Annotated in this window: 15 protein-coding genes; 8 read left to right on the forward strand and 7 right to left on the reverse strand. The window is 65.5% G+C overall.

The window, feature by feature from the left end:
* The first annotated feature begins 93 nt into the window (after positions 1-93).
* Positions 94-4,893 (forward strand): DUF6543 domain-containing protein, encoded by a 4,800-nt coding sequence (locus tag QMX96_RS10730; protein ID WP_282361774.1) that lies wholly within the window; start codon positions 94-96, stop codon positions 4,891-4,893.
* A gap of 54 nt (positions 4,894-4,947) precedes the next feature.
* Here the strand turns inward: QMX96_RS10730 and QMX96_RS10735 are convergent, their stop codons facing one another.
* Positions 4,948-6,531, reverse strand: coding sequence for a peptide chain release factor 3 (locus tag QMX96_RS10735; RefSeq protein ID WP_043862501.1), 1,584 nt, complete (start codon positions 6,529-6,531; stop codon positions 4,948-4,950).
* Between the two features lie 342 nt (positions 6,532-6,873).
* On the opposite strand from QMX96_RS10735, the gene QMX96_RS10740 reads away from it, so the two are divergent.
* From QMX96_RS10740 to QMX96_RS10755, 4 genes are read left to right on the forward strand one after another with little or no spacing between them, the layout of a single operon-like run.
* A complete protein-coding gene (locus QMX96_RS10740) occupies positions 6,874-7,587 on the forward strand; it encodes an ABC transporter permease (protein ID WP_282361775.1) in 714 nt (237 codons plus the stop codon).
* Positions 7,588-7,601: 14 nt separating this feature from the next.
* The gene (locus QMX96_RS10745; RefSeq protein ID WP_282361776.1) at positions 7,602-8,510 is read left to right on the forward strand and encodes a glycine betaine ABC transporter substrate-binding protein; all 909 of its coding nucleotides are present in this window, start codon (positions 7,602-7,604) and stop codon (positions 8,508-8,510) included.
* Positions 8,507-9,160, forward strand: a complete 654-nt coding sequence (locus tag QMX96_RS10750) for an ABC transporter permease (RefSeq protein WP_043862504.1) — start codon at positions 8,507-8,509, stop codon at positions 9,158-9,160. Before QMX96_RS10745 ends, QMX96_RS10750 begins: the two co-directional genes overlap by 4 nt.
* A complete protein-coding gene (locus QMX96_RS10755) occupies positions 9,157-10,311 on the forward strand; it encodes an ABC transporter ATP-binding protein (RefSeq protein WP_058541415.1) in 1,155 nt (384 codons plus the stop codon). Before QMX96_RS10750 ends, QMX96_RS10755 begins: the two co-directional genes overlap by 4 nt.
* A gap of 93 nt (positions 10,312-10,404) precedes the next feature.
* On the opposite strand, the gene QMX96_RS10760 is transcribed toward QMX96_RS10755, so the two are convergent.
* The 3 genes from QMX96_RS10760 to QMX96_RS10770 all read right to left on the reverse strand — a co-directional run bounded on the left by QMX96_RS10760 (position 10,405) and on the right by QMX96_RS10770 (position 14,419).
* On the reverse strand, positions 10,405-12,831 hold the full coding sequence (locus QMX96_RS10760; RefSeq protein ID WP_043862506.1) for a TonB-dependent receptor: 2,427 nt from the start codon (positions 12,829-12,831) through the stop codon (positions 10,405-10,407).
* Between the two features lie 107 nt (positions 12,832-12,938).
* Positions 12,939-13,913 (reverse strand): FecR family protein, encoded by a 975-nt coding sequence (locus QMX96_RS10765; protein ID WP_196932733.1) that lies wholly within the window; start codon positions 13,911-13,913, stop codon positions 12,939-12,941.
* A 17-nt stretch (positions 13,914-13,930) separates the two neighbouring features.
* A complete protein-coding gene (locus tag QMX96_RS10770) occupies positions 13,931-14,419 on the reverse strand; it encodes a sigma-70 family RNA polymerase sigma factor (protein WP_043862508.1) in 489 nt (162 codons plus the stop codon).
* A gap of 620 nt (positions 14,420-15,039) precedes the next feature.
* Here QMX96_RS10770 and QMX96_RS10775 point away from each other — a divergent pair.
* Positions 15,040-16,203 (forward strand): type III PLP-dependent enzyme, encoded by a 1,164-nt coding sequence (locus QMX96_RS10775; protein WP_043862509.1) that lies wholly within the window; start codon positions 15,040-15,042, stop codon positions 16,201-16,203.
* A gap of 66 nt (positions 16,204-16,269) precedes the next feature.
* Here the strand turns inward: QMX96_RS10775 and QMX96_RS10780 are convergent, their stop codons facing one another.
* The 3 genes from QMX96_RS10780 to QMX96_RS10790 form a co-directional block, all read right to left on the reverse strand.
* Entirely contained in the window at positions 16,270-16,749 is a 480-nt protein-coding gene (locus QMX96_RS10780) for a hypothetical protein (RefSeq protein WP_043862510.1), read from the reverse strand.
* Positions 16,750-16,860: 111 nt separating this feature from the next.
* Positions 16,861-17,643 carry a tetratricopeptide repeat protein gene (locus QMX96_RS10785; protein WP_054916404.1) on the reverse strand — a complete coding sequence of 261 codons (783 nt, stop codon included), beginning with the start codon at positions 17,641-17,643 and terminating at the stop codon, positions 16,861-16,863.
* Between the two features lie 3 nt (positions 17,644-17,646).
* Positions 17,647-18,327 carry a Fe2+-dependent dioxygenase gene (locus QMX96_RS10790; RefSeq protein WP_043862512.1) on the reverse strand — a complete coding sequence of 227 codons (681 nt, stop codon included), beginning with the start codon at positions 18,325-18,327 and terminating at the stop codon, positions 17,647-17,649.
* Between the two features lie 217 nt (positions 18,328-18,544).
* Here QMX96_RS10790 and QMX96_RS10795 point away from each other — a divergent pair, with 217 nt between their 5' ends.
* Together QMX96_RS10795 and QMX96_RS10800 are read left to right on the forward strand one after the other, a co-directional pair.
* Positions 18,545-20,836, forward strand: coding sequence for a TonB-dependent siderophore receptor (locus tag QMX96_RS10795; protein ID WP_058541413.1), 2,292 nt, complete (start codon positions 18,545-18,547; stop codon positions 20,834-20,836).
* A 106-nt stretch (positions 20,837-20,942) separates the two neighbouring features.
* Complete coding sequence (locus tag QMX96_RS10800; RefSeq protein ID WP_123752923.1) at positions 20,943-23,492, forward strand: sulfite reductase flavoprotein subunit alpha; 2,550 nt, start codon at positions 20,943-20,945, stop codon at positions 23,490-23,492.
* Positions 23,493-23,590 lie beyond the last annotated feature (98 nt).

Raw genomic sequence — 23,590 nt, forward strand, 5'->3', positions numbered from 1 at the left:
TCGGCCTGTGTGCCCCGGCAGCCTGAAGCCCTTGCCGGGGCAACAGCGCAGCCCGCCTGTTGCCCGGCGCCCACCCACTGCCGAGCACACACCATGCCCTTGAAGACCCTGCCGTACTTTCACCGCGTTGCGCTGCGCCAGCGCTTTGCCGATCACCTGGCACAGGCCCGAGACAGCCTCGATGACGAGGAGCATCGCTGGCTGCAAGGCTGGCTGCAGGCGCCAGGGCCCGACGCGCCGCGAATCGACCGCCTGAGCGCGATCACCGCCAGCGCCCACGCCAGCGAACTGACCGCCAGCCTGCTGCTGAGCCGCAGCACGCACCCCCGTGTTTTTTTCTACCACCCGTTGCTGGGGCTGCTGCGCTTCGAAGACCGTACCCAGCTCAAGCACCACCTCGTTGAACTGCTGAGCAGCGGCCACCCGCACGTACTGCTGCACTACATCGCCCCCAGGGATCGCCTGCTGGCAGGCCAGGGCGGCATCGTGGATGTTCAGGTCGAACGGCTGGAGGACGAGGTGTTCGAGTACCTGATGGTGGTCATCGCCGCTCGCCAGGGCCAGGCGCTGGGCGAGCTGCAGCAGCAGGTACTGGGCCAGCCGCCAGCCGACTCGTTATGGGAGCAGGCCCTGGCCACCACCACCACCACCACCACCACCACCACCACCACCACCACCACCGCTACCGCTGCAGCGGCGCCGCAGCGCCTGGCGGCGGCACGCGACTGCCAACGGCAACTGCACCGGTACTGGCATACCGCCAAGGCCGGCAGCGAAACCCCGGCCCGGCAACTGGCCCGCCTGATGGGCGCGCGCGTGCGCGAGGCGATCACGCGCCAGGCCTGGGCCGGCGCCCTTGCCGAAACCGACCATGCAGCGCTGCTGCAATGGCTGGACACCGAGGCCCTCTCGCCCCTGCAGGCGTTCAGCCTCAACGTCACCACCGCGCAAGGCCACAGCCAACTGCTTGAGGGCGTGCTCGCGCTCGACACCCGTGCCGGCCCGGTGTTCACCTGGTGTGCTGCACGCGGGCTGGAGCGCCATGCCAGCAAGCGGGCGTTGTTATCGTCGCTGACCGACCCCCGGTTACGCGACAGCTGGCGCCCGATGGTCAGCCCATCGCGGCAGAGCCAACTGGGCGCCTTGCGCATCAGCGCCCTGCACCTGCAACCGCTGGCCGCCCCTGCACTGGACAGCTGGGTTGGCCAGGTGCTGAGCGCCCAGCAACAGGACATCGAAACACAACTGCGCCCTGACAGCGGCCAGGACGGTTATCAGGCATGCCGCCAGGCGCTGGACCTCGACAGTCGACTGGCCGGCGAACTCGCACGCCTGGGCACCTCGCCCCACGCCCACGACAGCCCGGCCACCCTGGCCCGGCTGCAAGCGTCGGCACAGGCAGCCGGCGCTGGCCTGGAGGAACTGAACCGGCTGGTGAGCGCACTGGCCGGCCACGCGCAGGCACTGTTCGAAGAGGTACCAGGCCTGGAGACGGTGACTGCGGCAGGGCTCGACCAGGCCCTTGCCGCAGTGCTGGACAAGGGCCCGCCAGTGCCCCAGGTACGCCTGGGCCAGCCCGGCGCCGGGCGCACCTGGCTGAGCCTGGCCGAACTGGTGTGGCAGCGTCTCGGCGGTATCGGTACCTCGCTGGATGAACGCTGGCTGGTCAGCGGCCCGGTGGTGGCCGAACAGCCTGTGGCCTTGCCTGCGCTCGACCTGGCGCTGGCCCGACAGGCTGTCGCACAGGTCGCCGATGCCACCGCCAGCCAACTGGCGAGCGCCCTGACGCAGTATCAAGCGCAGCGACGCACGTACCTCAAGCACCTGTGGCAACTGGCCCTGACCCTCGAATACCGCCTGCTCGACCACGACAGCCTGCTGCCAGCCCCGGCACGCGCGCTGATTCACGCCGCCCTGTTTCCGGCGCCCTCGCCGGCAGCGCCGGCCTGGGCCTGGCAACTGGCCCTGGACCAGGCACCCAGCAGCGAGGTCCTGCTGCTGACCCGCCAGCCGCTCGAGGCACAGCCCGATCTGTGGCTGCTGTGGACCCTCGACCAGGGCTTTGCCGCATTCACCTCGCGCCTGGCGCTGGAGCAGGCCGTCGCAGCGCGCTACCCCGCCGCGCAACGCTTTCAATGGCTGGCGCTGGCAGGCGCACCTGCGCACCACCTGCAGAGCTGGCAGGCCGAACACGACGTGGCCGCAACGGTGCGCGCCTTCGACCGGCTCACCCGGCGCGGCCTGCCTGCCGCGCACCTGCCCGACCTGCTGCGCAGCACGCTCGACACGCCTGGCACACTGCGCTACCTGCAGCGTCTGCAGCGCCTGGCCAGTGCCCGGCGCCTGCGTGCCCAACTGCCTGACTGGCTGGCGCAGGCCGTCCCCAGCGAACAGTACGGCTACCTGCAGGTTCTGGGGCGCAACCTGCTGCAAAGCCCGTCATCACAGGACTACCTGTTCGACATCCCGGCGGTGACTGACTATGCCCGCCAACGGGTCCAGGCCCGCCTGGACCAGGACTTCGCGGCCGGCCGCTACCCTGCCGACCAGCTGTTGATCACCACCACGCGCTGGGTCACCGCGTTGCCGCCCACCGGTGAGGTCCCCACAGGCGAAGCGGCCGCCAGCATCCAGCATCGCCAGACCCTGGTCGACTACGCGCTCAACCATTACCGCGACTGGGACCACGCCATCACCGCAATCACGCTCGAGGGCGACATGACCGTGCCTGCGCGCATCGATGCCGCCTACCTGCGGGCGCTGGTGCGCGAACTGGACCTGGGTCAAGGCTATCGCCAGCTGCTGGCCGAGCAACTGGACCGCAACCATGCGAGCTACCCCAGGCGCCTGCGGCTGTTCTGCCGGCAATTGCCGGGGCAACTGCTGGAGGCGGCGTGGCGCGCCCGGCTCCAGGGGCAACTGGGCGCAGCCGACGTCGAGTGCATCCGCGCCGTCGTCGAGCAGCCCGACGCCACCGCCCGTGACCAGCTGCCAGCCCCCGCCGCACAACTGGTGCCCCTGGAACTGATCGCCGACAGCGGCCTGCCCCCCGATACCGTGCCCGGGGTGTACCTGTTCATGTACGCCAGCCCCGCGCCCGGCCCCGTGGTGATGTACACGCCGTACCAGGCCGGCGGTCTGTTCCAGGCCTTCAGCAGTTCGGCCGACCTGCTGCAGCAGCTTCGCAGCGTGCCGGCCCTGCAGGCCCGGATACTGGCCTGCATGCCCGACACGATGCGCCCGCGCTACGACCACGGTGGGTTCACCGAGGCCCACCTGCCCTACAGCGCCGAATTCGATTTCGAGCTGCCGCTGTATGCCCAGCAGCCGGTGACCCTGGCCTGGCGCCCGGTGCATGGCAACGCCCTGCAGTACCTGTTCGAGACCAATGCAGCGTTGCTGCAGGGCATGGCCCATACGCAACTGGTGAGTACCGCCGAAGCCCGCTGGGCCACCCTGAAAGAGGTACTCGGGCTGCTCTGGAGCCAACTGACCCTGTTCATCCCCGGCCGCATCGGCCTGCTGCTGGCCGCGTGGCAGGGCGAACTGTCGCTGCTGCAATTGGCCGAGCGCCCCTCGGGCGACTGGGCACAGTCCTTGTCGGAACTGACCTGCACCCTGGTGCAGGGCCTGCTGGCCGGGCATGGCGTGCGCGAACAGGGCCCTGGCGCGCTGCCGGCCGACGAAGGCGAATTCTGGCGGCGCCTGGGGCAGGCGTCGCACCAGCGGCTGTCCGCCTACGAAGTGCCGCAGCAGTCCCTCGATGGCCTGACCAGCCGCGAGCAGATCTATACCGACGTCGATGGCCAGACGCAGTTCGCCTGCCTGGAGGGCAAGGTGTACGGCGTTCGCCAGCTGGACCAGCGCTGGCACCTGAGTGCGCCGGACATCGACGAACCAGGGCCACGCCTGCTCAGCGAAGGCAACGGCCGCTGGCAGATCGACCCGCAGCAGGCCATACCCGTGCTAAGTGGTGGCATCATCGGCAGGCTGGGCGGGTGGGCCTCGCGTCAGGTGATGGCCGGCAACGATATCGTCATCCGGGCCGTGGGCATGCGCCAGATCCAGCGACTCATGCCGGCCCGTGCGCGCATGCTGCGCCAGGCACACCGCACGGCGCTCGACTACCTGGGCATCTGCCTGGACAACCTGCAGCAGGCCAGCCCGGTGCAACGCATGCCGGCACAGACCCGCACGATCCTCAGCGATTTCTTCGGCGTCGAACCCGACGAAGCCCTGCTGCAGCGCGTACGCGAACCGGTGGAAAAACTCTTCGAACTGATGACCTCGCAGGACTATTCGGTCGCCACGTCCAGGCGCTACATCCTGGCCAGCAATATCGGCAACTACACCGGCATCGCCTTCACCTCGCCCCATGACCCGCTCCGGCAACTGTTTCTGCTGGACGCCTATTTCGACGTCAGCTACCTGGGCAGGCTCCAGCTCAGGCCCGAGCTGTCCTGGCAGGAAGCCGATGCCATTGCGCGTGCCAACTGCCTGCTGCACGAGTTCTCGCATATCGCCTATGACACACGCGACATGCGCTACCTGGATGCCTCGCTGGCATTTGCCGACCTGCTCATGCCCGGCGAGCAGCAGGATTGGCTCAGGCGCCAGCACGACGAGGCGTTCTCTCACCGTTCACCGGCCCGGCGCCTGTTCGTGGTGCGCTCACGCGACGGTACCCGACGCGACATCACCCGCGACGACAACAAGGGCCTGAGCCTGATCCTCAAGATCGCCGACACCCGTGACCTGGCGGTCGCGCGCCAGCGCTTTCTGGACGATGCGGTGGTGCGCTCGCGAATCATGCTCAAGAACGCCGACTCGCTGACCCTGCTGGTCTACCGCCTGGGCCAGGCAAGCCATCGCCCACCGGCGGCGGGGGGCTGAAACGAAAACGCCCGCGCAGCCAGGGGGCTGCGCGGGCGTGGGGTGTGCGAAAACTCAGTGGTGTTCGCGGGTGGCGCGGAATTTCACGTCCGGCCAGCGTTCTTCCATCAGCGCCAGGTTGACCCGGGTCGGCGCCAGGTAGGTCAGGTGACCGCCACCGTCGATGGCCAGGTTTTCCACGGCCTTGTTGCTGAATTCCTCGAGTTTCTTCTTGTCGTCGCAGCTGATCCAGCGCGCCGACCACACGGTGATCGGCTCGTAGCCGCACTCGACCTTGTACTCTTCCTTCAGGCGGCTGGCGACCACGTCGAACTGCAGCACACCCACGGCGCCGAGGATGATGTCGTTGCTGCGCTCGGGGAAGAACACCTGGGTGGCGCCCTCTTCGGCCAGTTGCTGCAGGCCCTGGCGCAGCTGCTTGGACTTGAGCGGGTCCTTCAGGCGCACGCGGCGGAACAGCTCAGGGGCGAAGTGCGGGATACCGGTGAAGCCCAGGCTCTCGCCCTCGGTGAAGGTGTCGCCGATCTGGATGGTGCCGTGGTTGTGCAGGCCGATGATGTCGCCGGCGAACGCCTCTTCGAGCTGCTCGCGCTCGGACGAGAAGAACGTCAGTGCGTCGCCGATGCGCAGGTCCTTGCCGGTGCGCACGTGGCGCATCTTCATGCCCTTCTCGTACTTGCCCGAGCAGATGCGCATGAACGCGATGCGGTCGCGGTGCTTGGGGTCCATGTTCGCCTGGATCTTGAACACGAAGCCGCTGAACTTCTCTTCGGTCGGCTCCACGGTGCGCTCATGGGCCACACGTGGCAGCGGACGTGGCGCCCAGTCGACCACCGCGTCGAGCACATGATCGACACCGAAGTTGCCCAGCGCGGTACCGAAGAACACCGGGGTCAGCTGGCCGTTGATGAACTCGTCCTGGTCGAACTCATGGCAGGCGCCCTGCACCAGTTCCAGTTGCTCGATGAAGCGCTCGTACTCGTCACCCAGGTGGGCGCGGGCTTCGTCCGAGTCGAGCTTCTCGATGATCTTCACCTCGGTACGCTCGTGGCCGTGGCCCGGGGTGTACACGATGATGTAGTCACCGGCCAGGTGGTACACGCCCTTGAAGTCGCGGTAGCAGCCGATCGGCCAGGTGATCGGCGCGGCCTTGATCTTGAGAACCGCCTCGATCTCGTCGAGCAGCTCGATCGGGTCGCGGATGTCGCGGTCGAGTTTGTTGATGAAGCTGACGATGGGCGTGTCACGCAGACGGCACACGTCCATCAGGGCGATGGTACGTGGCTCTACGCCCTTGCCGCCGTCGAGCACCATCAGCGCCGAGTCCACTGCGGTCAGGGTGCGGTAGGTGTCTTCGGAGAAGTCTTCGTGGCCGGGGGTATCGAGCAGGTTGACCATATGGTCGCGATACGGGAACTGCATCACCGAGGTGGTGATGGAGATGCCGCGCTGCTTTTCCATTTCCATCCAGTCGGAGGTGGCATGGCGGTCGGACTTTCGCGATTTCACCGTACCGGCGACGGCAATCGCCTTGCCCATCAGCAGCAGCTTCTCGGTGATGGTGGTCTTACCCGCATCGGGGTGGGAAATGATGGCGAAGGTGCGGCGTTTCGCGACTTCGGCGGCCTGGTTGGTCATGGGAAATCGCCTGACTGGAGATTCAAAAAAGGGCGGCGATTATAGCCCAAACTCACCCCCTAACTGAACCACTGGGTCGATCTGCGCTGGCCAAATGCCGCTTCGGATGGGAACCTTTGCAACTGCGGAGACGTCCACTGCCCTGTTACGAGATGTTACGTATACGGTTTTCAACCGTTCGTCAGGGTGGGTTTCATCGGCAACATGCGCCTGACGAGGCTGCGCTCATGGCGTGTTCCGCTCTACCGGAGCGACCCGCTGCTTATCGCGATCACACTGCCTGCTGCCTGGACCGGCAGCCGCCACGGGAGTGTGCCCGCCGACAAAAAAAGGAGTCCGCCTGTGGCTAAACGCTATGGCAAGGGGCTGATGGGATGGGCCGCCGCGCTCGTCATCCTGGCCCTGCTGATCCACTGGATCGGCATCGATACGATCGCGCACTACCGCGCCGATCTGTGGTTCTACCTGCAAGCGCACCTGATGCTGGTGGCGTGCTCGATGGTGGCGGCGCTGGCCGTGGGTATCCCCGCCGGCATTGCCTTGAGTCGACCGCACCGGGTCGACCGCGCCGAACGCTTCATGCAGATCTTCAACATTGGCAACACCGTTCCCCCCCTGGCCGTTCTGGCCATCGCCCTGAGCTTTCTGGGCATCGGCGCAGGCCCGGCAATCTTCGCGCTGTTCCTCGCCTCCCTGCTGCCCATCGTGCGCAACACCTACGAAGGCCTGAAAAACGTCCCCGCCTCGCTCAAGGAAGCCGCCACCGGCATCGGCATGACCCCGCGCCAGACGCTGTGGCGGGTCGAGCTGCCCAATGCGGTACCGATCATCGTCGGCGGCATTCGAGTGGCACTGGCAATCAACGTGGGTACCGCGCCGCTGTCGTTCCTGATCGGCGCCAACAGCCTGGGCAGCCTGATCTTCCCCGGCATCGCCCTTAACAACCAGCCGCAACTGTTGCTGGGCGCCGCCACCACGGCCTTGCTCGCCCTGCTGCTCGATGCGCTGGTCAGCCAATGCAGTCGCCGCTGGCTCGAACGCGGCCTGGCCAACTAAGCGAAGGAACCCCCATGAAAAGAATCGCCTTGTTGCTGGGCGCGGCCCTGCTGTTCGCAGGATTCGCCCAGGCCGCCGACAAACCCCTGATCCGCCTCGGCGCGCGGGTGTTCACCGAACAGACCGTGCTGGCCGAAATCACCGCGCAGTACCTGCGCAGCCACGGCTTCGACGTGCGCATCACCGGCGGCCTGGGCAGCACCCTGGCGCGCAGCGCGCAGGAAAGCGGCCAACTGGACATGGTGTGGGAATACACCGGCGTGTCGCTGGTGTCCTACAACCATATCGACGAACGCATGGACAGCGCCGAGGCCACCTACGCCCGGGTCAAGCAGCTGGACGCGAAGAAGGGCCTGGTGTGGCTGGCACCCTCGAAGTTCAGCAACACCTATGCCCTGGCGCTGCCGCGCAACATCGCCGAGCAGTACCCGCAGGTCAACAGCATCAGCCAGCTCAATCAGGTGCTGCGCGACGAGCCCGACCGCAGCCATGTACTGGCGCTGGACACCGAGTTCGCCAACCGCCCCGACGGCCTGGTGGGCCTGACCCAGACCTACGACCTGCAGTTCACCCGCCGCGACATCCGCCAGATGGACGCCGGGCTGGTGTACACCGCGCTGCGCAACGGCCAGGTGTTCAGCGGGCTGGTGTACACCACCGACGGGCGCCTGAGCGCCTTCGACCTCAAGCTGCTGGATGACGACCTGCACTACTTCCCCGACTACACCGCCGCCCCGGTGGTGCGCCAGGCCGTACTCGACGCCCATCCGCAACTGGCCGGCCTGCTCAAGCCGCTGGCCGAGCAACTGGATGACGAGACCATGCGCCAGCTCAATGCCAAGGTGGACGTCGAGCACCAGAGCCCGAGCAAAGTCGCCGCCGTCTACCTGCGCCAGCATCCACCTGCCGAGGAGCAACCATGAGTCTGCTTGATACCTTCGCCCACCTGGACTGGGCCCAGGTGCTGCAACTGACCTGGGAGCACATCACCCTGGTCGGCATCGCGGTCACCCTGGCCATTCTGATCGGCGTACCGCTGGGCATCCTGATGACCCGCTTTCCTGTGCTTGCCGGGCCTCTGCAGGCCAGCGCCACGGTGCTGCTGACCGTGCCGTCGATCGCCCTGTTCGGCCTGCTGCTGCCGTTCTATTCCAAGTTCGGCCAGGGCCTGGGCCCGCTGCCGGCGATCACCGCAGTGTTTCTGTATTCACTGCTGCCGATCCTGCGCAACACCTACCTGGCGCTGACCAACGTCGAGCCCGGCATACGCGAAGCCGCCCGCGGCATCGGCATGACCTTCGGCCAGCGCCTGCGCATGGTCGAGCTGCCGATTGCGGTACCGGTGATTCTGGCTGGTGTACGCACCGCCGTGGTGATGAACATCGGCGTGATGACCATTGCCGCGACCATCGGTGCCGGTGGCCTTGGCGTACTTATCCTGACCTCCATCAGCCGCAGCGACATGTCGATGCTGCTGGTCGGCGCCGTGCTGGTGAGCCTGCTGGCCATCTTCGCCGACCTGCTGCTGCAAGCCCTGCAACGCTCGCTGACTCCAAAAGGACTGCTCAAATGATCGAACTTCAGAACCTGTGCAAGACCTTCCACAGCAACGGCAAGGACGTAAAGGCCGTCGACTCGGTAAGCCTGACGGTCAACGAAGGCGAGATCTGCGTGTTCCTCGGCCCGTCCGGGTGCGGCAAGAGCACCACCCTCAAGATGATCAACCGCCTGATCGCGCCCACCTCGGGCAAGGTGCTGATCAATGGCGAAGACACCACCGACCTGGACGCGGTGACGCTGCGTCGCACCATCGGCTATGTGATCCAGCAGATCGGCCTGTTCCCCAACATGACCATCGAGGAGAACATCACCGTGGTGCCGCGCCTGCTCGGTTGGGACAAGCACAAGTGCCACGAGCGGGCCCGCGAGCTGATGAGCATGATCAAGCTCGAGCCCAAGCAGTACCTGCACCGCTACCCGCGTGAACTGTCCGGTGGCCAGCAGCAGCGTATCGGCGTGATCCGCGCGCTGGCGGCGGATGCGCCGCTGCTGCTGATGGACGAGCCGTTCGGTGCGGTCGACCCGATCAACCGCGAGATGATCCAGAACGAATTCTTCGAGATGCAGCGTGCATTGAACAAGACCGTGATCATGGTCAGCCACGACATCGACGAGGCGATCAAGCTGGGCGACAAGATCGCCATCTTCCGCGCCGGCAAGCTGATCCAGATCGACCACCCCGACACCTTGCTGGCGCACCCGGCAGATGACTTCGTGAGCAACTTCGTGGGCCAGGACAGCACCCTCAAGCGCCTGCTGCTGGTGCGTGCCGAGGATGCGGCGGACAACGCGCCATCGGTGAGCCCCGAGACGTCGGTGGCCGATGCGCTGGAGCTGATGGACGAACATGACCGTCGCTACGTGGTGGTCACCGATGGCCAGAACAAGGCGATGGGCTATGTGCGCCGGCGCGACCTGCACCGTCAGCAGGGCACCTGCGCGGACTTCCTGCGCACCTTCAACGCCACCGCCGCGCATGACGAGCACCTGCGCATCCTGCTGTCGCGCATGTACGAGTTCAACCGTTCGTGGTTGCCGGTGCTGGACGCCGAGAACGTGTTCCTGGGCGAGGTCACCCAGGAATCGATTGCCGCGTACCTGAGTTCGGGGCGTTCGCGGGGCATGAAGACCAGCATCGTGTCGCCGGCTGAGGCGGTGGCCTGAATAGCTCCACCGCGATCTACTGCCGAACAGACAAGGCTGACAACGCCGGTCCGGCAGGCCATGGCCTGTGCGATCGGCGTAGCGAAGGCGTTGTCAGAACCCTACACTGGCCTGCACATAGAACGTGCGCGGCTCGCCCAGGTAGATCCCCGAATTGTTGTCGCTGGAACGGGTGAAGAACTGCTTGTCGAAGATGTTCTTCACCCCCGCCGCCAGCTTCAGGTTCGACAGCTGCGCACCAAAGTCATACCCGCCCCGCGCACTCCAGGTCACATACCCCGGAATGTCGCCATACTGCCCATCAGCCGTCGGTTCGGTGATGTAGTCGCCGGTGAAGGCACCTTTGCTGGTCATGCCGGTACCCGGAGCACGCTGTTTGGATTGCGCATAGGCGTCCACATTCCAGGTCCAGCGGTCCACCTGGTAACGCAGCCCGGCATTGGCGATCTGGCGTGAGTAGAACGGCAGGTCGCGCCCTTCGAAGCCCGGGATCGCCCCTTCATAGGTGGCGCGGGTGTAGGTGAAGCCGGCGTTCGCACTCAAGCCCTGCAGACGCGGGTCCAGCCCTGCCAGGTCGTAGTGCATCGAGGCCTCGATGCCCTGGTGCTTGGTCGCGCCCAGGTTGGTCCAGCCCACGTCGTTGCTGATGTACTGCAGCTCGTCATCGAAGTCGATGTAGAACGCGGTCAGCTCGCCGCCCCAGTTGCCGTTGTCATAGCGCGTGCCGATCTCGTAGGTCTTGGCCTTCTCGGCCTGCAGGCCGTTGGCGGTCTGGTCGCCCTGCCCGCCCTGGCCCAGCTGGAAGTACTGCAGGCTGCCGAACGAGGTCTCGTAGTTGGCGAACAGCTTCCACGCATCGGACAGGTGATACATCACACTCAATGCCGGCAGCGGTTCGTTGCTGGTCACGCTGCGGCTCTTGGCCACCACCGGCTTGTTGCCCAGGCCCATGACCGGGCGATCGTTCCAGTCGGTGTTGATGTGCTCGAAACGCACGCCCGGGGTGATGGTCCAGTTGCCCACGTCGATCTTGTTGTCGATGTAGTAGGCGCTGGCCTCGGTGCCGCCGGTACGGTCCTGGTACACGTGGCCGTCGGATTCCGGGGTCACGGTGGGCACGTTGTCGATCAGCGCCAGGCGCGTGGCCTGCTCGTGCATGGCTTCCTTGAGGTAGCGATAACCGACGCTGACCTCCTGGGTGGCCGGGCCGGTGACGAACACCCGCGACAGGCGCGGCTCGACGGCAAAGGTGTGGTAGCTGCGCGGGTACGACGACAGCGTCTGCTGGTCGCGCGCGGCAATGCTGCTGCCACGGAAGCTGTCGGTGTAGTAGGTCTGCACCTCGAACTGGGTCACGTCGTCGATCTGGCGCAGGTACTTGAGCGAGACATCCTTGCGCCGACCGGTGAAGTTGTCGTGGTCGCGGTCGGACTGGTAGGGGTTCTTGTCGAACTGGGCCTGGGTCAGGCCGCCGGGCATGTCGGCCTTGCCATCGTAGTAATGGAAGTTCAGCGACAGCTCGTCACGGTCGGTCAGCGCCCAGTGGGTCTTGAACAGCACGTCGTCGATGTCGTTGCTGTTGTTGCTGCTGCGGTAGCCATTGCCCTTGACCCCGGAGTACAGCAACGCCGCACCCAGGCCATTGTCGGCGGTGCCGCCAAGGAAGGCCGACTCGATGTGCTTCCAGCCGCCATGACGCGAGGTCTGGATCGTGGTGCCCAGCTCGCCGGTGGCCTTCTCGGGGATGGCTCGGGTGACGAAGTTGATCACCCCGCCGACGTTCTGCGGCCCATAGCGCACCGAGCCTGCGCCGCGCACCACGTCGATGCTGTCCAGGTTGCCCGAGGAAATCGGCGCCATCGACAACTGCGGCTGGCCATACGGGGCGAATGCGGCGGGAATGCCATCGATCAGCACCGTGGAACGCGGCGACAGGCGCGAGGTGAGCCCGCGCACGCCGACGTTCAGCGCGATGTCGCTGCCGCCGGTGCCGTTGGAGTCCTGCACCTGCACACCCGGCACCCCGCGCAGCACGTCGCGCACGCTCAGCGCGCCCTGCTCGACCATGGCTTCACGGCGTACCACGGTGCGCGCACCGGGGTGGTTCTGCACCACGCTTTCCTGAGCGTCGCCCAGCCAGTCGCCGACCATGCTGATGTCGGTAGGCGCCAGCTCCAGGGTGCCGGGCGCCGTGCTCACCGGCTGCGCCGCGTGCAGCACCACGGTGCCCTGGGAAATCTCGTAGGTCAGCCCGCTGCCCTGCAGCAGGGCCTGCAGCGCCTGTTCGGGGGCCAGGTTGCCGGACACCGCCGGGGCCTGCTTGCCGGCCACCAGGTCGGGGCTGAAGAACAGTTGCAGCGATGTCTGCCGGCCCAGCTGGCCCAGTGCCGCGGCCAGCGGCTGGGCCTGGATCTGGATGCTGGTGGGTGCCGAATCGGCGTAGCTGTTGGCGATGCCGCCGCTGACGGCCAATGCCAGTGCCAGCGGCAGCCAGCGTTTGGAAACCTTGTTGTTGTTCACGTCGTCGAGAAGTCCTGAGGGTCAGAAAATCGGCCACCGCCTGCGAATGAAAATGCTTGGCAGTTGCAGTTGGGCAGGAAGACGAACAACGGGGAAAAAACCTGAATCTATTTTGCGATTATTTCTTGCGAGCCATCGGCATGGGCCTTGATGGCCACCGGCAGGATGCTGGGCAAGGCGCGCAGCAGGGCGTCGGTGTCATCGGTGCTGAAGCTGCTGCTGAGGCGCAGCGCCGCCGTTTTGCCGGGAGCCACGCGCAGCGGGTGTTCGCGGTAGCGCGAGACCTCGCGCACCACCTCGCCCAGCGGCACATCGTTGAACACCAGTTTGCCGCCGCGCCAGGCGGTCAACGCGGCGGCGTCCACCGTATAGGGCGCTGCCACCGCGCCATGGGCATCGATGTGCGAGCCGAGGCCGGCGCTCAGCAGCGCCTGCGCCTGGCCGTCGCCCTGCACGCGCACCGAACCCTGCTCGACCGCCACGCGGGTCTGCTCGCTGTCGCGGCGCACATCGAAGCGCGTACCGGTGACCGTGACCTTGCCATGGCCGGTGCTGACCACGAAGGGGCGGGCCGTATCATGGGCAACGCTGAACATCACCTCGCCCTGCTCCAGGCGAATGTCCCGCTGCCCGGCACTGAAACTCACCTGCACCCGCGTGCGGCCGTTGAGCTCCAGGCGCGAGCCATCGGGCAGGTCGAGCTGGCGACGCTCGCCCAGGCCGGTCTGCATCTGGCCCTGGTAATTGAGCTGGTGCTGCTGCCAGCCGAACCAGCCAAGCCCTGCCGCGACCGCCACCACACTGGCTGCCAGGGCCTGGCGCAACAGGCGTCGACGCGGCAGCTGGCGTACCGGGTCGGGCGCACACAAGGCCTGCAGGCGCTCGCGCGGCAGCAGGTCGGCCGCGCCCCACAGGCGCCCGAGCAGGTCGTACTCGTATTTATGCTGGGGGTGCTGCGCCAGCCAGGCATGCAGTTGCGCCTGCTGCTGGGGCGTCAGGGGCGCATCGCGGCCACGGGCGAACCATTCGGCGGCCTGGTCGCGCACGGCGTCATCGCCGCAGGGGCATGTGCCCTGATTCATGAAAACATTTGCCTGACTCATCTCGTTGACACATCCAGGTGCTCACGCAGATGCCGGAGCGTGCGGATCATATACTTTTCGACCATGTTCTTGGTCAAGCCCATGCGCTCGGCGATCTCGGCCTGGGTCAGGCCTTCGAGCTTCTGCCAGATGAACACCTTGCGGCAGTTGAGCGGCAGCTCGGCCAGGGCGCGTTCCACGCTGTCGGCCAGCTCCAGTGCATGCACATAGGCCTCGGGGTCATCGCCCGGGGTGGGCGAGAGGTCCAGCCCTTCCTGCTCCAGGGCCTGGCGCCGGTCTTCGCGCCGGTAGCCGTCCACGGCAATGTTGCGTGCCGTCTGGTGCAGATAGGCGCGCGGCTGCTCGACTGGCAGGGCGGGGTTTTCCAGCACCCGCACAAAGGCATCGTGCGCGAGGTCCTCGGCCTGCTGACGACTGCGCAGCTTGCGTGTCCAGGTGCCGATCAGCTCATGGTAGTGGTCGAGGAAGCCTTTGTGTCGAGACACGGTGCGGGGGTCGTCGCTAGGCGGGAGGGAGGTTGCGAATAGTAATGTTTCTTATTAAACCCGGCAATCACCGCCGGGCGATTGCCCTGCAACAGCGCCCATGCGAGCGGCTAAAAATATGCACACACGCCCCGCTGTGAACGGTGCCCGTGCCCTGCCCGTTCAAGCTGTTTGCGTGCGCTTGCCCAACCTTTTGGGGCCATCGTCGCCGAAGTTGACGCCATCGTTGTTTTAGCTGAGTTGGCCTGCAAAAGCTGCGAACGTGCGGGTATTTTTAACGCTTCGCAAAACTTCGGGAACATCTGCCTGTCATCCGGGTCGGTTAAAACGAGGGGTGTCTGCAACGTGCGTCAGCGTAGCGAAAAAACGCGAGATTTTTTGTTGATCTTGAATCCTTCAGGTCCTAAAGTTCGCGCCGAGCGTCCATGCTGGAAACGATCCATCCGGCTCAAGTACTGACGACGAGACAGCAAGGTCACCCGCTGCGCAGCTTCTGCGACCCGGTTGACCTTTTTGCTTTCGGCGACATGCCTTGGGAAGTAGGCGAACCAAAGTGGGGATACGGAGGGCGCTCAGTTGCAGCCACTTATTCATTCAGTTTGCCCATGGAGTCCCCCAGCATGTCGATCCAGGTCGAAGACTACTTCGCACGCGATACCTTCAACAAAATGAAGGCGTTCGCCGACAAGCAAGAAACCCCGTTCGTGCTCATCGACACGGCCATGATCAGCAAGGCCTATGACGACCTGCGCGCCGGTTTCGAATTCGCCAAGGTGTACTACGCGGTCAAGGCCAACCCTGCGGTCGAAATCATCGACCTGCTCAAGGACAAGGGCTCGAACTTCGACATCGCCTCGATCTACGAGCTGGACAAGGTGATGGCCCGCGGCATCGGCCCGGAGCGCATCAGCTACGGCAACACCATCAAGAAATCCAAGGACATCCGCTACTTCTACGAGAAGGGCGTGCGCCTGTACGCCACCGACTCCGAAGCCGACCTGCGCAATATCGCCAAGGCCGCACCGGGCTCGAAAGTGTATGTACGCATCCTTACCGAAGGCTCCACCACCGCCGACTGGCCGCTGTCGCGCAAGTTCGGCTGCCAGACCGACATGGCCATGGACCTGCTGATCCTGGCCCGCGACCTGGGCCTGGTGCCTTACGGCATCTCCTTCCACGTGGGTTCGCAGCAGCGCGACATCAGCGTGTGGGATGCGGCCATCGCCAAGGTCAAGGTGATCTTCGAGCGCCTGAAGGAAGAAGACGGCATCGTGCTCAAGCTGATCAACATGGGTGGCGGCTTTCCGGCCAACTACATCACCCGTACCAACAGCCTGGAAACCTACGCCGAAGAGATCATTCGCTTTCTCAAGGAAGACTTCGGCGACGACCTGCCGGAAATCATCCTGGAGCCTGGCCGCTCGCTGATTGCCAACGCCGGCATCCTGGTCAGCGAAGTGGTGCTGGTGGCGCGCAAGTCGCGTACCGCCGTGGAGCGCTGGGTATACACCGACGTGGGCAAGTTCTCCGGCCTGATCGAAACCATGGACGAGTCGATCAAGTTCCCGATCTGGACCGAGAAGAAAGGCGAGATGGAAGAGGTGGTGATCGCCGGCCCGACCTGCGACAGCGCCGACATCATGTACGAACACTACAAGTACGGCCTGCCGCTGAACCTGGCCATCGGTGACCGCCTGTACTGGCTGTCGACCGGCGCCTACACCACCAGCTACAGCGCGGTGGAGTTCAACGGCTTCCCGCCGCTGAAGGCGTACTACCTGTAACCACGGGTCAGCTGCACACGAAAGGCGACGGTTGCTACCGTCGCCTTTTTTCATGGGCCCACGCGGTCAGCTCAGCACACGCAGTACATGTGCCTCGAACTCGAGGTTCTCCCCGCTGATCACATTCAGGTAATCCATGCCGTCGGAGTGACGGTAGTTGCCGATGCTGCACTCGTAGGTGTCATAGAGCTTCAGTCGCAGCACGTCATGGTCGCCCCACTCCCCCAAGGGCTTGACCAGCCAGGGCTCGCTGGTACCCCCCGGGAACAGGCCCACATAGTGATTGAAGTTCTTGCCCACCGCCGCGCCCCGATAGAACCCGGTATCCGAAGAGCTGGAGATGTTGTAGGTAATGCGCCGGTCGGTGTGGGAGACGTAGTCGAAACGAAAATTGACCGGCTTGATGAGCCGGGTGTCGGTCATCACCTGCAACCAGCCATCGTTGTCGATGCCGCCTTCGACCAGGCTGATACCGATACGGCCCTTGTGGCCCGGCGTCACCGAGTAGAGGCTGGCGATGAATGAGAAATTCCAGGTGTCACTCATGGCGACCCCCTGCGCAGGCAAGGCCCGGGTGACTGGCAAGACGGTGGTTGCTGTTCATGGTCGATCTTCCTTGAGAAGCATGGGAGTGATCGAGCATAGAAAGGCGGCAGGCTAAACCCGAGAGTGAAGGCTTTCCGTGGCCTGCCGCGACACCTGCTCCAGACGCTGCCGATAGGCCCCCGCCATCGCCTGGATCTGCGGCTGCTCGGCCTGCTCCAGGCTGGCCACTGCAGCACGCAGGAAGTTGCCGTTACCCTGCTCCAGGGCCTTTTGCAGCCACACCAGCGACTGCTCCATGTGGCCTTGCTCGGCGAGGATCGCCGCATGGCTGAACTGCCCGCGAAAATCGCCGGCCTCGGCAGAAAGACGGTACCAGTGCATGGCGGCGTGCCGGTCGGCCGCGCAGGCCAGCCCCTGTTCCAGGTAACGTCCCAGCAGGTTCATCGACTTGGCGTGGCCGGCGTGGGCGGCCTGCTGATACAGGTGCAGGGCCGCAGCATGGTCCTGGCCCACCCCCCGCCCCGTGGCCAGCAGGTTGGCCAGGTTGTACTGCCCCCAGTCCAGCCCTGCGGCAGCGGCCGCACGGTAGTGACCGGCCGCCGCCGCCAGGTCGGCCTGCCCTCCCCACCCATGCTCCAGGCAGCGCCCGAGCATGTTGTGCCCCATCGCACTGCCCTGGCGGGCGGCAATGCCGAACCAGGTCCGCGCCAGTGCCGGGTCCTGCTCGATGCCACGCCCGTCGAGCAGGATCTGCCCCAGCAGCAGCTGGGCCTCGACAACGTTCTGCGCGGCAGCCGCCAGCAGGGCCTGGGCCGCCTTGCCCGGACTGTGTTCGATGAGTTGATGCAACTGGTCGATATCGACCTGTTCTTCGCGACGCAGGCTGAAGGTCACGGCTCAGACCTCTGCCCAGCGGCGCAGCAGGTTGTGGTAGGTGCCGGTGAGCTGAATCAGCGACGGGTGGTCGGGCACATCCACCGTGAGCTGCTGGATGGCGTTGTCCATCTCGAACAGCAAGGCCCGCTGGCTGTCCTCGCGCACCATGCTCTGGGTCCAGAAAAACGCCGCATAGCGCGCCCCGCGGGTTACCGGGTTGACCTTGTGCAGGCTGGTGCCGGGGTACAGCACCATGTCGCCTGCCGCCAGCTTGACCTGCTGCAGGCCATAGGTGTCCTGGATCTCCAGCTCGCCACCGTCGTATTCGTCGGGGTCGCTGAAGAACAGCGTCGACGACAGGTCGGTACGTACCCGCTCATGGCTGCCGCGCGGCTGGCGAATGGCGTTGTCGATGTGAAAGCCGAAGCTGCCCCCTTCGCGGTAGCAGTTGACCAGCGGCGGGAACACCTTGAACGGCAGCGCCGCCGACATGAAGCGCGGGTTGCTCCACAGGCGCTCGATCATCGCGCTGCCGATTTCCTTGGCCAGCGGGTGCGCCTCGGGCAGCTGCAGGTTGTGCTTGGCCTTGGCCGACTGGTAGCCCGCGGTGATCTTGCCGTCGGCCCAATCGGCCTGCTCCAGCGCCTGGCGAATACGCTGCACTTCTTCGCGGGTGAACAGGCCGGGAATGTGTAAAAGCATGGCGCAGGCACCAGGGGTCGGCTAAAGGGCGTCAATGGTATTGATTCTTATTGAACCAGTACAAGCCCCTTGCGAGGGGCGGGACGTTTCAGCAGGCATAAACCGCCACACAAAGGTGTAAAGAATGTAAATTCAGTACGAATAGCAATTGATCTCAATTGTTACTCATATTTGTTTACATTATATTTCGGCGCCTTCACACCTTGGGGACCTTCCGATGTCGCGCCATTACGTGCCTACCGCTGTCAGTTCACCACGCCTGCTTGCTTCTGCCATCGGGGTCGCGTTGAGCGCCACGTCCGCCGGCCACCTGGCCTATGCGGCCGACGCAGCCCCGGCCACAAGCGGCTCGATCGCGCTGGATGCCACCAGCATCAATGGCCAGGCCGATACCGCCAGCACCGACTACAAGGTCGAGAAGTCCTCATCGCAGAAGTACACGGCGCCGCTGGTGGACATCCCGCGCAGCGTGACCGTGGTGCCGCAACAGGTCATCAAGGACACCAACGCCCTGACCCTGCAGGATGCCCTGCGTACCGTGCCGGGCATCACCATGGGCGCCGGCGAAGGCGGCAACCCGTCGGGCGATCGCCCTTTCATTCGCGGCTTCGACTCGCAAGGCTCGATGTACCTGGACGGCGTGCGTGACGTGGGCTCGCAGACCCGCGAGATCTTCGCCATCGAATCGGTTGAAGTGGCCAAGGGCCCCAACTCGACCATCGGCGGGCGCGGTGCAGCCGGTGGCACCATCAACCTGGTGACCAAGAAGGCCCACCTGGGCAACAGCACCGACGGTGCCTTCACCTGGGGCTCGGACCAGACCAAGCGCTACACCTTCGATGGCAACTACCAGTTCCTCGACACCGCAGCGTTTCGCCTGAACCTGATGAGCCACGAAAGCAACGTGGCCGGTCGCGACGAGGTCAACTACGACCGCTGGGGCGTGGCCCCGTCCCTGGTATTCGGCCTGGGTACCCCGACCCGCGTGAGCCTGGACTACTACCACGTGGAGAGCGACGACCTGCCGGATTCGGGCATCCCCTACGGCCTGCGCTCGGGCAGCACCGCCGGGCGCACCTCGGCCAACCCGGACAAGCCTGACGATGGCGGCCGCAGCAGCAACTACTACGGCCTGGTCGATCGCGACTTCTACAAGACCCGTGCCGATATCGCGACCATCGCCGTCGAGCACGACCTGAACGATGCGCTGACCCTCAAGAACACCCTGCGCCACGGCAACACCCTGCAAGACTTCATCTACAGCCAGCCCGACGACAGCAAGGGCAACATCCTCAACGGTGAAGTCTGGCGCCGCCCGAACAACCGCGTGGCCAACACCCGCACCACCACCAACCAGACCGACCTGTTCGGCGAGGTGTACATCGGCGGGTTCAAGAACACCTTCTCCACCGGTATCGAGCTGAGCCGCGAGGCCTCCACCAAGGAAGGCTACGACATCACCGGCTTCCGTTCCGGCAACTGCTCTTCGGCCACCGGCCAGATCCCGGGTGTGTGCACCTCGTTCCCCAATCCCAACCCGAACGAGGCCTGGGGCGGCGACGTGACCCGTACCGATGCCGGCGCCGACACCACCAGCAGCACCCGCGCCATCTACCTGACCGATACCCTGGAGCTGAACCCGGCCTGGCTGCTGACCATGGGCCTGCGCTACGACCACTTCGACACCAAGGCCAAGACCAAGGTGGCGGGTGGTGCGACCAGCTTCAAGACCGAAGACACCAGCGAGTTCGTGACCGGCCAGTTGGGCCTGACCTGGAAGCCGACCGACAACGGCAGCGTGTACATCTCGTATGCGACCTCGGCCACCCCGGCCGGCGCTTCGCTGGGTGAAGGCAGCGACGGCAACCCGCTGCTGACGCCGACCACCACCAGCGACCTGAAGGCCGAAGAGACCACCAACTACGAAATCGGCACCAAGTGGGACCTGCTCGATCAGCGTCTGAACCTGACCGCCGCGATCTTCCGCACCGAGAAGGAAAACGCCCGCGTACTGGTCGATGCCAACACCTACCAGAACGCCGGCAAGAGCCGCGTCGATGGCCTGGAGCTGACCGCCACCGGCAAGCTGACCAATGACTGGCAGGTGTTCGCCGGCTACACCTACATGGACGCCAAGCTGGTCGACGGTGGCGCGCAGTCGGTCGGCGGTGTGCTGGTGGACGGCTACAACGACGGCAACCAGATGCCCAACACGCCGAACAACAGCCTGACCCTGTGGACCACCTACAACGTCACGCCAAAACTCACCCTCGGCGGTGGTGCCTTCTACGTCGACGACGTGTTCGGCAACGTGACCAACAGCGTGATGGTCGATTCGTACTGGCGCTACGACGCCATGGCCAGCTACAAGCTGACCAAGAACGTCGACCTGCAGCTGAACGTGCAGAACCTCACCAACGAGGTCTACTACGACAAGGCCTACGCGGCGCACTACGCCAACCAGGCGGCCGGTCGCACGGCGCTGTTGACCACCAGCTTCCACTTCTGACGGCAGCTGGCAGGCCCGGCCCCGTTCACTTCGGTGATCGGGGCATTTGTGTATCAAGGCATAATGCGCGGCGCATTCACGCAACCCGCAACACAAGGTGGTCGATGTGGTGAAGAAAAGCCTGTTTCAACTGCACTGGTTCTTCGGCATCACCGCCGGGCTGGTGCTGGCGCTGATGGGAGTGACCGGGGCAACCTGGTCGTTCCAGGACGAATTGCTGCGCCTGTTCAACCCACAGGTGCTCAAGGTGCAGGTGCGCGACGAAGGCGTGCTGCCGCCGGCCGAACTGGTGCGCCGCGTCGAGGCCGAACAGGGCGACAAGGTGTCGATGCTGTGGGTGAACGTGCGCAGCGACGAAGCTGCGCGCATCTTCTTCACCCCACCGCCGGGCGAGCGCCGCGGCACCCTGCGCTATGCCGACCCCTACACCGGCAAGCTGCAGCCCCCGGTCAGTGGCCAGGGGTTCTTCGACCTGATGCTGCAGTTGCACCGCTTCCTCGCCATGGGCGACACCGGCCGGCAGATCACCGGCGCCTGTACCCTGATGCTGATCTTCTTCTGCCTGTCGGGGCTGTACCTGCGCTGGCCGCGTCAGGCGCTGAACTGGCGAACCTGGCTGACCCTGGACTGGGCGAAGAAAGGTCGTGCCTTCAACTGGGACCTGCACGCGGTGGCCGGTACCTGGTGCCTGCTGTTCTACCTGCTGTTTGCCCTGACCGGGTTGTTCTGGTCCTACGAGTGGTACCGCGAGGGGCTGAACCGGTTGCTGGGCGATGCACCGGCCGCTGGCGAACAGCGCAAGCGCGGCGAAGGCCGTGGCCGCCCGCCCGCACCCGGCAAGGATGCGGCGCCGCTGGTGGTGGACTACGACGCCATCTGGACCAGCCTGCAGGCAGCGGCCGGCCCGGGCCTGCGCACCTACAACCTGCGCCTGCCACCGGCCGGCGGCCAGCCCGCCACCCTGTTCTACCTGCTCGACAACGCCGAGCACGAGCGCGCGCTCAACACCCTGAGCCTGGACCCGGCCACCGGCGTGGTACGCCAGCACGATCGCTACACCGACAAGTCGTTCAAGGCGCAGCTGCTGGCCAGCGTGTATGCCCTGCATGTGGGCAGCTACTTCGGGCTCACCGGGCGCATCCTGGTGACCCTCGCCAGCCTGAGCATGCCGCTGTTCTTCATCACCGGCTGGCTGCTGTACCTGGACCGCAGGCGCAAGAAGCGCCAGGTACGCGAGGCGCGCAAGGGCCTGAACCCGGCCGGCGACACAGGCAACGGATGGCTGGTGGGGTTTGCCAGCCAGAGCGGCTTCGCCGAACAACTGGCCTGGCAGAGCGCCGGGCAACTGCAGGCGGCGGGCCTGGCGGTGCGCGTGCAGCCCCTGGCGACGCTGACCGAAACCGATCTGCAGCAGGCGCAACGCGCGCTGTTCGTGGTCAGCACCTTTGGCGACGGCGAGGCGCCGGACAGCGCCCGAGGCTTCGAGCGCAAGGTGCTTGGCCAGCCGTGGACGCTGGGTAACCTGAACTACGCCCTGCTCGCACTGGGAGACCGCCAGTACCCGCATTTCTGCGGTTTTGCGCGCAGCTTGCAGCACTGGCTGGAGGCTCGCGGTGCCACCGCCAGTTTCTCTGCCGTGGAAGTCGACAGTGCAGATCCTGCTGCCTTGCAGCAATGGCAGCAGCAGTTGGCGGCATTGACCGGCGCAGCGCCGCTGTCTGCCTGGCAGCCGCCGCAGTTCAGCGCCTGGACCTTGACCCGGCGCGAGCTGCTCAACCCTGGCAGCCAGGGCGCACCGGTGTACTTGCTCGGCCTGCAACCGTCGCAGCCAGAGCGCTGGGATGCCGGGGACCTGGTCGATGTACTGCCGCGCAATGCCGGTTCGACGGTCAAGGCGTTGCTCGACGGGCTTGGCCTTGAGCCTCACACGCCTGTGCGTGTGGACGGCCTGGAGGAGCGCCTGGACCATGCACTGGGCGGGCGGTTGTTGCCGGCCAGCCGCGGCCACCTGATCGGCCTGCACGCGCAGGCGCTGGTGGATGCGTTGATCCCGGTGGCAGCGCGCGAATACTCCATCGCCTCGATTGCCAGTGACGGTGTGCTGGAGCTGATCGTGCGCCAGGAGCGTCATCCGGACGGCACGCTGGGCCTGGGCTCGGGCTGGCTGACCGAACACCTGGCGCTGGGCGCGAGCGTGAGCGTGCGGTTGCGCCGCAACAGCGGTTTCCATCTGCCGACGGCTCCGGCACCGATGATCCTGATCGGCAACGGTACCGGGCTGGCCGGGTTGCGCAGCCTGCTGAGGGCGCGAATCGTGGACGGCGAGCAACGCAACTGGCTGCTGTTTGGCGAGCGTAACCGGGCGCATGACTTCCTGTGCGAGGAGGAACTGCAGGGCTGGCTGGCAAGTGGTGAACTGGCGCGGCTGGACCTGGCGTTCTCGCGGGACCAGGCGCAGAAGGTGTATGTGCAAGATCGGCTGCGCGAACAGGCTGATGAGCTGCGCCGATGGCTGGCGGAGGGAGCGTCGATCTATATCTGTGGCAGCCTTGAAGGCATGGCGGCGGGTGTGGATGCGGTGCTGGCCGAGGTGCTGGGGGCTGAAGAGCTTGAGCAGTTGATCGAGCTGGGGCGGTACCGGCGGGATGTGTATTGAGCGTCACTCTTCGCTGGCAAGGCCGGCGCCTACGGGGCTGGTGGATGCCCGGAGGCCCCCGCCGTGCCCGCCGAGGGGCTGGCTGGTTTACACATATC

Source organism: Pseudomonas sp. PS01300 (assembly GCF_029960155.1).
Lineage (GTDB): Bacteria > Pseudomonadota > Gammaproteobacteria > Pseudomonadales > Pseudomonadaceae > Aquipseudomonas > Aquipseudomonas palmensis.

Bases quoted from the DNA above. Each gene is read 5' to 3' on its own strand.
- QMX96_RS10730 (WP_282361774.1), top strand. From the start codon at position 94: ATGCCCTTGAAGACCCTGCCGTACTTTCACCGCGTTGCGCTGCGCCAG.
- QMX96_RS10735 (WP_043862501.1), bottom strand. From the start codon at position 6,531: ATGACCAACCAGGCCGCCGAAGTCGCGAAACGCCGCACCTTCGCCATC.
- QMX96_RS10745 (WP_282361776.1), top strand. From the start codon at position 7,602: ATGAAAAGAATCGCCTTGTTGCTGGGCGCGGCCCTGCTGTTCGCAGGA.
- QMX96_RS10750 (WP_043862504.1), top strand. From the start codon at position 8,507: ATGAGTCTGCTTGATACCTTCGCCCACCTGGACTGGGCCCAGGTGCTG.
- QMX96_RS10755 (WP_058541415.1), top strand. From the start codon at position 9,157: ATGATCGAACTTCAGAACCTGTGCAAGACCTTCCACAGCAACGGCAAG.
- QMX96_RS10765 (WP_196932733.1), bottom strand. From the start codon at position 13,913: ATGAATCAGGGCACATGCCCCTGCGGCGATGACGCCGTGCGCGACCAG.
- QMX96_RS10775 (WP_043862509.1), top strand. From the start codon at position 15,040: ATGTCGATCCAGGTCGAAGACTACTTCGCACGCGATACCTTCAACAAA.
- QMX96_RS10780 (WP_043862510.1), bottom strand. From the start codon at position 16,749: ATGAGTGACACCTGGAATTTCTCATTCATCGCCAGCCTCTACTCGGTG.
- QMX96_RS10790 (WP_043862512.1), bottom strand. From the start codon at position 18,327: ATGCTTTTACACATTCCCGGCCTGTTCACCCGCGAAGAAGTGCAGCGT.
- QMX96_RS10795 (WP_058541413.1), top strand. From the start codon at position 18,545: ATGTCGCGCCATTACGTGCCTACCGCTGTCAGTTCACCACGCCTGCTT.